The organism is Clostridia bacterium (assembly GCA_017438525.1).
In the GTDB taxonomy this organism is placed as follows: Bacteria; Bacillota; Clostridia; order Oscillospirales; family RGIG8002; genus RGIG8002.
In genome coordinates this window covers 18,562-31,267 of sequence record JAFRVI010000015.1, presented here as the reverse complement: position 1 = coordinate 31,267, position 12,706 = coordinate 18,562, and the positions used below count along the sequence as shown (strand labels likewise).

12 protein-coding genes are annotated in these 12,706 nt (G+C 55.6%); 5 read left to right on the top strand and 7 right to left on the bottom strand.

All coding sequences use genetic code 11. The features are described 5' to 3' along the window. Positions 1-217: 217 nt before the first annotated feature. The 4 genes from IJL83_01505 (at position 218) to IJL83_01490 (ending at position 3,644) form a co-directional block, all read left to right on the top strand. The gene (locus IJL83_01505; protein MBQ6552284.1) at positions 218-2,329 is read left to right on the top strand and encodes an N-acetylmuramoyl-L-alanine amidase; all 2,112 of its coding nucleotides are present in this window, start codon (positions 218-220) and stop codon (positions 2,327-2,329) included. A 119-nt stretch (positions 2,330-2,448) separates the two neighbouring features. Continuing rightward, positions 2,449-2,805, top strand: coding sequence for a phage holin family protein (locus tag IJL83_01500; GenBank protein ID MBQ6552283.1), 357 nt, complete (start codon positions 2,449-2,451; stop codon positions 2,803-2,805). A gap of 3 nt (positions 2,806-2,808) precedes the next feature. After that, positions 2,809-3,264, top strand: coding sequence for a hypothetical protein (locus tag IJL83_01495; GenBank protein ID MBQ6552282.1), 456 nt, complete (start codon positions 2,809-2,811; stop codon positions 3,262-3,264). 50 nt (positions 3,265-3,314) lie between these two features. Continuing rightward, positions 3,315-3,644 carry a hypothetical protein gene (locus IJL83_01490; GenBank protein ID MBQ6552281.1) on the top strand — a complete coding sequence of 110 codons (330 nt, stop codon included), beginning with the start codon at positions 3,315-3,317 and terminating at the stop codon, positions 3,642-3,644. A 207-nt stretch (positions 3,645-3,851) separates the two neighbouring features. Here the strand turns inward: IJL83_01490 and lysS are convergent, their stop codons facing one another. From lysS to IJL83_01455, 7 genes are all read right to left on the bottom strand, one after another. Then, on the bottom strand, positions 3,852-5,342 hold the full coding sequence (gene lysS, locus IJL83_01485) for a lysine--tRNA ligase (protein ID MBQ6552280.1): 1,491 nt from the start codon (positions 5,340-5,342) through the stop codon (positions 3,852-3,854). 108 nt (positions 5,343-5,450) lie between these two features. After that, positions 5,451-5,918: a transcription elongation factor GreA gene (greA, locus tag IJL83_01480; protein MBQ6552279.1), complete on the bottom strand. Its 468-nt coding sequence runs from the start codon at positions 5,916-5,918 to the stop codon at positions 5,451-5,453. Between the two features lie 142 nt (positions 5,919-6,060). Then, positions 6,061-7,932 carry a DUF1015 family protein gene (locus IJL83_01475; protein MBQ6552278.1) on the bottom strand — a complete coding sequence of 624 codons (1,872 nt, stop codon included), beginning with the start codon at positions 7,930-7,932 and terminating at the stop codon, positions 6,061-6,063. 153 nt (positions 7,933-8,085) lie between these two features. Next, on the bottom strand, positions 8,086-8,496 hold the full coding sequence (locus tag IJL83_01470) for a hypothetical protein (protein MBQ6552277.1): 411 nt from the start codon (positions 8,494-8,496) through the stop codon (positions 8,086-8,088). A gap of 72 nt (positions 8,497-8,568) precedes the next feature. Next, complete coding sequence (locus IJL83_01465) at positions 8,569-9,888, bottom strand: glucose-6-phosphate isomerase (protein ID MBQ6552276.1); 1,320 nt, start codon at positions 9,886-9,888, stop codon at positions 8,569-8,571. A 21-nt stretch (positions 9,889-9,909) separates the two neighbouring features. Further along, entirely contained in the window at positions 9,910-11,049 is a 1,140-nt protein-coding gene (locus IJL83_01460; GenBank protein MBQ6552275.1) for a D-alanyl-D-alanine carboxypeptidase, read from the bottom strand. 60 nt (positions 11,050-11,109) lie between these two features. Next, positions 11,110-11,328: an HPr family phosphocarrier protein gene (locus tag IJL83_01455; GenBank protein MBQ6552274.1), complete on the bottom strand. Its 219-nt coding sequence runs from the start codon at positions 11,326-11,328 to the stop codon at positions 11,110-11,112. A gap of 115 nt (positions 11,329-11,443) precedes the next feature. Here IJL83_01455 and mtaB point away from each other — a divergent pair, with 115 nt between their 5' ends. Further along, the gene (gene mtaB, locus IJL83_01450) at positions 11,444-12,679 is read left to right on the top strand and encodes a tRNA (N(6)-L-threonylcarbamoyladenosine(37)-C(2))-methylthiotransferase MtaB (GenBank protein ID MBQ6552273.1); all 1,236 of its coding nucleotides are present in this window, start codon (positions 11,444-11,446) and stop codon (positions 12,677-12,679) included. Positions 12,680-12,706 lie beyond the last annotated feature (27 nt).

Here is a 12,706-nt window from a genome sequence, read left to right as displayed (position 1 = left end):
TTTACCATTCGCCATAGCGTGGGTGTTCTTGGTGTCGCTCGCAATAGTTTTAGATGACTGGTTACGATACTGGTTGTTTGGAGAAGAGAAACCAAGATATCAATGGCGATTTTCTACAACTTAATAATCAAAGCAATTAGGAGCCCTAACCGGCTCCTTTTTGTATATAAAACCTGGATTTTATAAATCACACAAAAGTACAAAAGGAGGTACTGAAATGAAGTATAGTGCTACTAACAAACCCTTACAGTGCATGATGACTCAGAGCACTTGTTATCAGCAGACCCGTACAATGACAGTCAAGGGCGTCCTTTGGCATAGCACAGGATGCAACAATCCGTGGCTTAAGAGGTATGTACAGCCAAGCGATAACGCGTCAGACCGTGCTGCGTGGCTTACAAAGCTCGGCAAGAACGCATACAACAACGACTGGAATCATATTTACCACGAAGCAGGACTGAATTGCTGGGTTGGCAAACTCGCTGATGGCACTGTTACAACCGTTCAGACAATGCCGTGGAATTACCGTCCGTGGGGTTGCGGTTCTGGTAATAAAGGTTCTTGCAATAACGGCTGGATTCAGTTCGAGATTTGCGAAGACGGCTTAAACGACAAGAAGTATTTCGAGGCGGCTTATAAGGAAGCCTGCGAAATCACCGCCTACCTTTGTAAGCTCTATAATATCGACCCTAATGGCACGGTGGATTACAACGGAATTAAGGTTCCTACTATCCTTTGCCATCAGGACAGCTATCAGTATGGTCTCGGGTGTAACCACAGTGATATTTACAACTGGTTCCCGAAGTTTGGTTATAATATGACAAACGTGCGCAAGGATGTTGCTGCGCTTCTTAAGGGCGCTGGCGTAAGCACCGGCAGTAACACCGGCAGCAATACTGGCGGTAATACTGGCAGCGGTTCTACGACTGCTACAGCGTTCAAAAAGGGCGACCTCGTAACAATTACAGGCACAAAGTATTATTCCGGTTCCGCTATTCCTTCTTGGGTAAAGGCAAAGAACTGGTATGTCGATTCTGTAAGCGGCGCTCGCGTTGTCATCAACAAATCCGAAGATGGCAAAAACGCTATTATGAGCCCGATTAACGCCGCAGACCTGAAGCTCGCAAATACGAGCGCTCCGGCAACGCAGACTCCCGCTTCGACCGCTACCAAAACGGTTGTTGCTAAAGGTATCGATGTGTCAAAGTGGCAGGGCGATATCGATTGGGGTAAAGTCAAAGCTGCTGGTATTCAGTTTGCTATGGTTCGCCTTGGATATGGTTCCGCAGATGGGACTGCGTGTGGCGTTGATAATTACTTCGAGAAGAATGTCGCTAACGCTATTAAGGCTGGCGTGCACGTTGGTTGCTATTTCTATTCTTATGCAAAGAGCGTCGAAGCCGTTAAGAAAGAGGCTGCTTTTGTCGTTGGCGTACTGAACAAATATAAGGGCGCGTTCACGTATCCTGTTGCGTTTGACCTCGAAGATAACAGCCAGACCGGTCTCGGCAAAGATACCCTCACAAATATGGTTATTGCTTTTGGCGATGCCATTGAGAAGGCTGGTTTCTACGCGGCGCTGTATAGCAATCTGAACTGGTTAACTCATTATCTCGACGACTCCAAACTCACAAGATTCGACCATTGGCTTGCTCAGTGGGCGAGCGCTCCGACATATACAGGTGCATTTGGTATGTGGCAGAGTTCTTCTACTGGTAAAATTAACGGTATCAACGGTAATGTTGACACAGACGTTGCTTATAAGGATTATCCTACTACCATTCGCTCCAAAAAGTGCAATGGGTTTACCAGCGCAACTCAGGCTCCAAAAGCTCCAGCAACATCAGAGCCCGTTAAACCGCCCACACCAACGCCTTCTACTCCGTCTACCACGATTAAGGCTGGTGACACGGTGAAGATTACTGGTTCTAAATACTACTCTGGCGCGACTATCCCGTCTTGGGTTAAAGCCAAAAATTGGATTGTACATTCGGTGTCCGGTGACAGAGTTGTAATTGACAAGAGCGTTGATGGTCAGAACTCGATTATGAGCCCTGTTAAGGCGTCAGACCTTGCTGTCGTTTCCGCTACTCAGACAGCTAAGCCCGTTGTTAACACAACAATCGAAACCGGCGACACGGTAAAGATTATCGGCAGCAAGTATTACTCTGGTGCCGCTATCCCGGCGTGGGTTAAGGCGAAAAATTGGATTGTGTACAGTGCTACTGCTGGCAATGACCGTATTGTCATCAATAAGAGCACAGACGGTCAAAACGCGATTATGAGTCCTATCAAACGTAGCGACTTACAACTCGTATCTAAGAAATAAGATATCAGATATGCAAAATAAGCGCAGATAACACGAGCTAATTACGCATATTTGATAAATTAAAATGAAAACAAAAGCCCGTCGGTTATCCGACGGGCGCATCTATAAGGAGGTTTATTATGGATTTCATTCACGATTTCATCAATACATACGGTGCGACCATTCTCTATACGGTTCTCACAGCTCTGGCTGGTTACATCGGAATCGTTGTCAAGAACATTTATAACAAGTATGTGAACGACAAAACAAAGAAAGACGTTGTACAAACCTGCGTCCGCGCCGTAGAGCAGATTTATACAGACCTGCACGGACGTGAAAAGCTCGATATGTGTCTTGAAAATGCTTCTCAGATGCTCGCTCAAAAGGGCATTGAGATTACAGACATTGAACTCCGTATGCTCATTGAGGCGGCTGTAAACGAATTCAACAATGGCTTCAATGCTGGAGGCGAAGGCGTCGGGGAAGCGGGTGAGTAATCGATGGAAGTGGTAAAGAATATCGCCGCCGTTATTGGCGTCATTCTTTCTGCCGCTTCCTTGATTGCGCTACTGTCAAAGACATTTCGTAGTGCGATTTCAAAACTTTTTAAGAAGTATGGTAAATCGGATGAGGTGTCCGAAAGTATTGCTCAAATCAAACTGATGCTGGAGCGGCATATACAAGATGAAGCAGAATTCAAGGAAGGTGTCATGCAGATGAACGAGATTAACATCGAGTTCACAAAGACACAGTGCCGCAACATTATCAAAACAATCTTTTACAAATACAATGATACGCAAGTGTTACCGCTGTATGAGAAAAAGACTTTAATGAATGTGGAAGATTTATATATCAACAAGCTGCACGGCAATAGCTTTGCAGCGCTATTACTCGAAGAAATGTCTCATTGGAAGATTGATTATGAGACTTCTCATCCGGGTGAGGAAACAGACTAATCCCTTTGAATGTTTTGTGGGTGTGAAATATTCTTATAGGAGGACGTCGAATGAATACTACAATTAGGGACAGATTGGAACTGCTGCTCGCTAAGATTGCCGGTCAGAATGTGAACATTTCGAGCATGACACCTGGCGCAGCGTCCAACCTGAAAGAAAAACTGTTACTCGATATTGCCAAGAGGATTGACGATATTGCGGAGGCGGCAGATGCTCCGAGCGCAGCGACAGCCGACAAAGCTGGCGCTGTGAAAATGGCGGCTAATGTCGCAGAAGCCGCAGGCGATGCTCCTACAGCAGCCGAGTTCAAGGCGCTGCTCGACGCGCTTATCGCCGCTGGCATTATGGCTGCTCCAGCCCCTTCTGGCGAGGGCAATTAAGGCTTAGGTGAAAACCGAGCAACAAACAAATAAGGCAGATTGGTTTTGATACCAGTCTGCCTTTTTTTTGCGGGTGCGTTATTCCCATTTCGCAATGATTCTAAGTATTGCGTTACGCTATTCTTTCTGTCAGCACTCTTCTCATTTGTCGTAAAAGTGTCGTAAATTGAAGGTGTGATTGCCTGTAATCCGTTGTCTCACAAGGGTTTACTTGTCTAAACTCTTCATTGTGGGGAAGAAGAGGACGTCACGGATGGAGGGGCTGTCCGTCAGCAGCATGGTGAGGCGGTCGATGCCGTAGCCGATGCCGCCGGTGGGGGGCATACCGAGCTCAAGCGCGTTGAGGAAGTCCTCGTCGGTGTGGTTCGCCTCGGCGTCGCCTGCGGCGGCGAGGGAGTCCTGCGCCCTGAAGCGCTCGCGCTGGTCGATCGGGTCGTTCAGCTCGGAGTAGGCGTTGCACATCTCCCAGCCGTTGATGTAGAGCTCGAAGCGTTCGACGTAGTCGGGCGCGCCGGGTTTGCGCTTCGTCAGCGGCGATATCTCGATCGGGTGGTCCATGACGAAGACGGGCTGTATCAGATGCTCTTCGACGAACTCGTCGAAGAAGATGTTGAGGATGTCGCCCCTCTTGTGGTGCGGCTCGTAGTGCACGTCTCTCTCGTCGGCGATCTTCTTCGCCTCTTCGTCGCTGAGCCCGGAGAAGTCGACGCCGGCGTACTTCTTGACGGCTTCGAGCATCGTTATGCGCGCGAAGGGCTGCGAGAAGTCGATCTCGTGCTCGCCGAAGGTGAACTTTTCGCTTCCGCAGACCTCGCGGGCGAGGTGGCGGAACATATTCTCGGTCAGGTCCATCATGCCGTGGTAGTCGGTGTAGGCCTGATAAAGCTCCATAAGGGTGAATTCGGGGTTGTGCCTCGTGTCGAGCCCCTCGTTGCGGAAGACGCGTCCGATCTCGTAGACGCGTTCGAGTCCGCCGACGATGAGGCGCTTTAAGTAAAGCTCGAGCGAAATGCGCAGCTTGACGTCGAGGTCGAGCGCGTTGTAGTGCGTTTCAAACGGCCTCGCGGCGGCGCCTCCGGCGTTGGAGACGAGTATCGGCGTTTCGACCTCGATGAAGCCCTGCGCGTCGAGGTAGCGGCGTATCTCGCTTATGATGCGCGAACGCTTGACGAATGTCTCGCGCACGTCCTGATTCATCACGAGGTCAACGTAGCGCTGGCGGTAGCGCAGGTCGGTGTTCGTCAGCCCGTGGTACTTCTCGGGCAGCACCTGCAGACTCTTGCTCAGCAGCGTGAAGCTCTCGGCGTGTACGCTTATCTCGCCCGTCTTCGTGCGGAAGACGAAGCCGGTAACGCCGACTATGTCGCCGACGTCGTCCTTTTTGAAATCGGCGTAGGCCTCCTCGCCGATCGAGTCGCGGGCGACGTAGACCTGTATCAGCCCCTTGAGATCCTGCACGTGGCAGAAGGACGCCTTGCCCATTATGCGGCGGCTCATCATTCTGCCGGCGATCGAGACGGTCTTGCCCTCGAGGGCGTCGAAGCCGTCGCGTATATCGGAGCTGTGGTGCGTGACGTCGAACCTCGTGATGAGGAAGGGGTCCTTGCCCGACGCCTGCAGCTCCGCGAGCTTCGCTCTGCGTATGGCGACCTGCTCGCTGACGTTTATTTCGGAACGGTCAAATTCGTTTTCGTTCATAACAGGGTTTTCCTTTCGCTTGTGAAAAAAGTCAAGCCGCAGGGAAGACCTGCGGCTCGGATGCGGTAGTCGTTGCGAATGCCGCTGAAGACGTTGCGGAGAACCCGCTTACTTGCTGATGCTCTTGATCTTGTACTTCAGCAGGCCCGCGGGCGCCTCGACCTTGACGGTGTCGCCCGCCTTGTGCCCCATAAGAGCCGCGCCGAGCGGGGACCTGTCGGAGATCTTGTTATCCATGGGATCCGCTTCGGCGGAGCCGACGATGGTATATTCTTCGGTTTCTTTCATTTCGCAGTCGGTGACCTTGACGATGGAGCCGATGGTAATGACGTCGTCGCTGATATTTTCTTCCTCGAAGATCTCGGCGGTGGCGATGTCTGCCTCAAGCTGCTTTATTCTGGCCTCGACCATGGCCTGCTCGTTTTTCGCCTCGTCGTATTCGCTGTTTTCGGAGAGGTCTCCGAAGGAGCGGGCGACCTTGATCTTTTCGGTAACTTCCTTACGTTTTTCGTTGATGAGCTGCTCGAGTTCTTCCTGGGCTTTTTTAAGTCCTTCTTTGGTGCGGATAGCTGACATTATATCATCCTCTTTCATATCGGTATCCTGCTTTTGATACCATTCTGTATATTATACAGAAATAATATGATGATGTCAATAGAAAAACCCGCGGAAAATGAAAAATACGGGGCGAAAACGTCCCGTATCTTCAATAAACCCGTTACTTGTTCTTCCCCTTGAAATACTTGTCGGAGAACTTGCCGCCGAGCTTCTCGATAAAGAGCTCGCGGGCGGCTTCGACGGAGCCCTTTTCGATGTCCGCCTTGTTGAGAAGCACCGCGTTGTTGTAGGTAAAGTAGAGGTAGAACGCGTCGTCGGTCTCATACACCTTGCTTATCTGGTCGAAATTCAGGAAGGTCTCGGTCGTATCCGTGCCGTTGTCGCTGAAGACGTATACGCCTTCGGGCGATAGGCGGATGATGTTGACCAGGGTGTGCAGCTGAGTCTGTGTGTTCCAGTGCAGGAGCAGCTGCTTTTTCATCATTCGGTTCATCAGCGGCGCCCAGAACGCGCCGAGCACGACCATGCCGGCGGCGAGTATCAGCGACGGGGTGAACTGGAAGCCAGTTTCGGATTTCAGCAGTCTGTCGACCTGCAGCGCGCCGATGACGATACCGGCGATCACAAGCCCGATGGAGTACATCAGGTTGCGGGTCGAACGCTTGCCGCGGACGTTGATGTGGAACAGGTTGAACTTGCAGAAGAGATCTTCGTCGTAGGCGACGGCGGCCTCAACGACTGCGTCGCGGGAGGGGATGAGCTTGACCGGAATGCTCGTGCGGCGCGCTTCGAGGTAGTAGCGCTTGTCATCGGCGGCGCCGATCGAGAACGCCTTGCGCGGCAGGATGCCTCCGCAGATTATGTCGCGGAAAAGCCCCTCTTTCGATATGCCGTCGAAGATGAAGCCGACGGTCCCGTTCTCCTTGCAGAGCGCCTTCAGCTCCTCTTCGCCGTGGATGTAGTCGCACTTGCCCTCGCCGTAGTCGTCGATATAGTTGTCGATAAAGCGCTGCAGCGTGCCCGCCGTGACGGGGCAGGAGGGCTCGGTGAAGACGGCTTCGCCTTCGCCGCCGGCGTGGAAGAAGCGCACCTTCTGACCTTCGCCGTCGGCGGAGGTCTCTTCGCGGAGCGCGCCGAGGAACTTCTCGACGTCGACACCCTTGACGACGCGGTATATCGGCTCGAACTCGAACGCGTCGGAGTGTATGTTTATCAGCTCCGCCATCGCGTAGCGCGCGGGATGCTCCGCGGCCTCGGCGTCGGTCAGCTTGCCCTTGAGCTTTTCGTACGCCTCCTTAGCGGCGACGAGGGAGTGGTTGCCGTCGGCGACGACGAGCAGCAGCGGCGCGGCGTCGGGGTCGGTGCCGTATTTGTCGGAGACGTATTTCTTCTCCGCCATCGAGGCGAGAACGCCGTCGATGCGCTCGGCTTCGCTCTCGGGGAGCTTCCAGCCGGCGATATGCCCGCCGTGCTCCGGCAGGTCGAAGTCGTAGAGCTTCTCGAATTCCGCCTTCTTCGCGGCGAGCGGCTCGATGATCGCTTTTTCCGCGTCGTCGGCGAAGATCACGAGGTGGCTGACTTCGCCGGGGGATTTCTCCCTGACCGTCACGCGCGGGGGAACGCGCTCGAAGACGGTTTCCTCGGAGGCGCGAACGAGAGTTTCGGCGTAGCGGGAGGGCTCGTACTGCTCGAGGTCGACCGCGCCGAGTATGCCGCAGCGGGTCTTTCCGTTTTTAAGCCCGCGCTCAATGTAGATATAGCAGTCGGGGTATTCGGCCATGAGGTCGCCGCCGAGGTATTCGCTGAAGCGGCGGCGTATCTCGCCCGCCTTTTCGGTGACGTCGGCGCCGGCGAGCTCGGCTTCGGGCAGGATGAGGTTAAGCGCGGAGGGCGCGTCGCCGCGCGCTTCGCGCGCGTTTTTCCAGTATTCCGGCTCGGAGGTGTACTGATCGCAGGCGATGACCGCCCATTTCTGCAGGTCCGCGTCCTTCGGGATGAGGAAGTCGGCTTTTTTGAAGGGGTTGATGCTCATATCCTTCTCCGTTCCGCCGCAAGCGGCAGTTAATATCAAATACGGGACTATTATAACAGAATAATAACGGTTTGGCAATAGAAAAAAGAAAACCGTCCGCGTCGGCGGACGGTTTTGAACGATATTGTTTCGCGGCGTCGCCGAAGCTCCGCGTCAGACGATGAATCTCTCCAGCTCCGCGGGAATATCGGCGCGGTCGGCGGAGATCGTCAGCGTGTACTGCGTGAGGGTGTCTTCGGAAAGAGCGCCGAGGCGCTCGATGAACGCCGCAAGCTCGGCGAAATCCCTGCCGCCTATCTTCATGCAGTTGTCTACGAAGATCTTGGTCGTGTCGTAGTTGGCGGCGTTCGTGCCGGCGATGAAGGCGTAAAGCTGGTCGTAGCCGTTGATGCCGTAGTCGTCGCTGTCGATCAGCTTGACGTTGGGCTTCAGGTCATAGGTGAGCTTCGCGGACTTCTCGATGCATACGATATGGCCGTGCTCCTCGCGTTCGGCGGCGTTGATCTCCTCGATCAGACGCTTGGTCTTGCCGCTTCCTTTTTTGCCGACTATCAATCTTATCATAACGGATCGCTCCTTTGTTGCTTGATGATTATATTATACATTATCATCGGGAGCTTTTCAAGGGGTTTTGCCCTAATTTCTCAATCTTTTGTTCAAATCTTCGCGAAGCTCCTCGAAACCGGGCTTGCCGAGCAGCGCGAACATATTCTTCTTATAGCTTTCCACGCCGGGCTGGTCGAAGGGGTTGACGCCGAGCATGTAGGCGGAAACGCCGCACGCCTTCTCGAAGAAGTATATCAGCGCGCCGACGTTGTATTCGTCGAGCTTCTCGACGCGGATGACGACGTTCGGGACGCCGCCGTCGCAGTGGGCGAGTATCGTGCCCTGCTGCGCCATGCGGTTGACGAAGGAGACCTTCTTCCCGTTGAGGAAGGCGATGCCGTCGTTGCTTTCGCCGAGGTCGTAGTCGGTCGCGGAGTTCTCTATCGAGAGGACGGTCTCGAACATGATGCGCTGGCCGTCCTGGATATACTGTCCCATCGAGTGCAGGTCGGTGGAGAAGGCGCAGGCGGCGGGGAAGAGGCCTCTGCCTTCCTTGCCCTCGCTCTCGCCGTAAAGCTGCTTGAACCATTCGGCGAACATCGTCAGCCGCGGCTCGTAGCTTACCATTATCTCAACGCTCTTGCCGAGGTTGAGCATCGCGTAACGCGCGAGCGCGTATTCCTCCGCCTGCGTGCCGACGCCCCGCTGTTCGTTCGCGGAGTCGGCGGCGCCGCGGAGCAGCTCGTCGATATCGCAGCCGGCGACGGCGATCGGGAGCAGTCCGACCGCGGAGAGCACGGAGAACCTGCCGCCGACGTCGTCCGGAACGACGAAGCTTTCCCAGCCCTTGCGGTCGGTCAGCTCCTTCAGCGCGCCGCGCGCCTTGTCGGTGGTGACGAAGATGCGCCTGTCGGCGGCGGTGCCGTACTTCTCCGTCAGCAGGCGGAAGAAAGCGCGGAACGCAACGCCGGGTTCGGTAGTGGTGCCGGATTTGGAGATGACGTTGATGCAGAAATCCTTGTCGCGGCATATATCGAGCAGTTCGTTGAGCGCGTCCGCGCTGACGGAGTTGCCGGCGAAGTATATCTTCGGCCCGTCGCAAAGCTCGTTGTGATAGACGCCCTTTATCGCCTCGATGACGGCGCGCGCTCCGAGGTAGGAGCCACCTATGCCGATGACGACGAAGACCTCCGCCTGCTCTCTGATGCGTTCGGCGGCGGCCTTTATGCGGCGGACCTCGTTTCTGTCGTAGTTGAAGGGGAGCTCCTGCCAGCCGAGGAAGCCGTTGCCCCTGCCGATGCCGCGTTCGAGCGTGGCGACGGCGTCGTCGCCCTCTGGACGAAGCTTTTCGATGAGTTTTTTCGCTGCATCGCCGATGAAGGTAAGGTCGGTCTTGATCATTTTTACCATCCTTTGCTTTTGAGAATTATATCAGAGCATTATAAACTTTTTCAGCAGCTCCAGCAGGCAGAAGCCGTAGCCGCGTTCCTCGACCGTTTCGGCGGCGTATATGCCGGAGGAATAGACGGTCTCGCCGCCCGCGGTCCAGGTCAGCGTGCCGAGCTCGTCGCCCGCCTCGACTGGCGCTTCGACGTATTCGGGGAGCCGCACCTCGCATTCCGGCTGTCTGGAGAAGGACTTTTCAACAAGCAGGTTTTTCGGAATAACGGCGTCCGCGGCGACCTGCTCCTTCACGCCGCCCTTGACGGCGACGGTGGGTATTTCCGGCTTCTCCAGCGGCAGCAGTCGGTAGTTCGCGAAGCCGTAGTTCAGCATCGCCTTCGCGGCGTCGAAGCGCGCCGTGCCGGAGGAGCTGCCGAGCACGACGGCGATGAGCTGCATCCCGTCGCGCTTCGCGGCGGCGGAAACGCAGTATTTCGCGCCGTCGGTGGAGCCGGTCTTCAGCCCGTTCGCGCCCCGGTAAAAGCGTATAAGTTTGTTGGTGTTAGTCAGCCCGAAGTCGCCGCCGCGCACCGAGTCGGTCCATATCGTCGTGTAGTCGAAGATAAGCTCGTGCCCGAGCAGCTGACGGCTCATCAGCGCGATATCGTACGCGCTGCTGTAATGCCCCTCCGCGTCGAGCCCCGTGCAGTTGACGAAGTTCGTGTCCGTCATTCCGAGCTCCGCGGCGCGGCGGTTCATGCGCGCGACGAACTCATCCTCGCTTCCCGCGACGTGTTCGCCGAGCGCAACGCAGGCGTCGTTCGCGGAAGCGATGACGACGCTTTTGAGAATGTCGCGCAGCGGCATCTGCTCATTTTCGCGCAGGTATATCTGACTGCCGCCCATCGAGGAAGCGTGAGTGCTCGCGGTAACGGTATCGTCGAGCGAGATCTCGCCCGCCTCGAGCGCCTCGACTGCGAGCAGGACGCTCATTATCTTCGTGACGCTTGCCATCGGCATACGTTCGTGCGCGGCGCGCGCGTAAAGGACTTCGCCGCTTTCGTACTCCATCAGCAGCGCGGCGCGGCAGTCGAGCGCGAGGTCGGGGTACTCCCGCGCCTGCGCGGCGGGAACGCCCGCGTTCGCGAGCAGCAGCGAAAGAAAGACAGCCGTAAGTTTTTTCAGCATATTATCCTCTCCTTTGGGTATTCTCAAAGGATATATATGCCGGAAACGCCGCCGCTAATACTATTCGACCGTGAAGGGAGTCATGCTTTCCGCGAACGACGGGTCGTCGGTGTAAGCCAGCAGCGAGATCGGTTTGGAAAGGTCGAGACTGAATATCCCCATGATCGACTTGCCGTCCACGGTGTAGCGTCCGCTGGAAAGGTCTATGGCGAAATCGCAGCGGCTCACGGCGTCGACGAAGTTCTTCACGTCGTTGATGGTGGTCAGGGCGATTTTCATTTGTGTCACGGTAAGCACCTCCTTTTCGGAATAATTATACCGCAAATCCGTTCATCGTTCAAGATGCAGTTGAAAAATATCCGCAAAAGATGTATAATCATTTGCGGTGATATTTATGAAGTACAAGATCGTCACTCTCGGCTGCAAGGCGAATCAGTACGACAGCGCGTATATGTCCCGGCTGCTCACCGCGGCGGGACACGCTGCCGTGAACGAGTCGCCGGAGCTTTGCATAATCAACTCCTGCACCGTGACCGCCGTCGCGGACGGCAAGAGCGGCAAGGCGCTGCGCCGCGCCCGCCGCGAAAACCCCGACGCCGTCATTGTGCTGACCGGCTGTATGGCGCAGACGCGCGAGGACGCCGCCGCGGCGTTCCCGGAAGCCGATATGATAATCGGAATAACCGAACAGCGCGACATAGTCCGCCTGCTCGATGAGCATTTGAAAAAGGGCGGCAGAAGCGTCCTCGTCGGCGAGAACAACGGCGGCGTTTCTTCGTTTATAGAAGCGTTTCCCGCGCACTCCCGCGCCTTTCTGAAGATCGAGGACGGCTGCGACAACTTCTGCGCCTACTGCGTGATACCCTACGCGCGCGGACGCGTGCGCTCAAAGCCGGAGGCGGCGGTGCTCGACGAGATCGCCACGCTGACCGACGGCGGCTATAACGAGCTGGTGCTGACAGGCATAAATATGTCCGCCTACGGCAAGGACTTCGGCGGCAGTTTCCTCGGGCTGCTGAATAAGATAGGGGAGCAGGGGAAGGCGAAGCGCGTGCGCGTTTCGTCGATAGACCCGAACCTGCTGACAGACGGGTTCATCGAAGCAGCGGGGAAGATGGACTTCCTCTGTCCGCACTTCCACCTTTCGCTGCAGAGCGGATGCGACGCGACGCTCGCCCGTATGGGCAGGCGTTATACGACGGAGTTTCTCACCTCGGCGGCGGAGAAGCTCCGCGCCGCGATCCCGAACGTGCAGTTCACCGGCGACGTGATCGTCGGCTTCCCCGGCGAGACGGATGAGGAGTTCGCGGCGACCTGCGAATTCGTCAGGCGCCTGCGCCCGCTCGACCTGCACGTCTTTCCGTATTCGCGCCGCAAGGGGACCCGCGCCGCGTCGATGCCCGATCAGGTGCCGCAGGAGGTCAAGCGCCTGCGGAGCGAAAAGCTCATCGCGCTCGTGAATTCTATCCGCGCGGAAGTCATAGCGGAAGCGGAGAAGCGCCCCTTGAGCGTGCTTTTCGAGACGGAAAAGGACGGCGCTTTCGAGGGCTTCTCCCGAGAGTATATCCCCGTGAAGCGTCGCGGTAACTACCGCTGCGGCGAGGTCTTCGACGTTGAGCCGGAAGCGTGAAAAGAATAATAAATGAAGAAAGCCGCG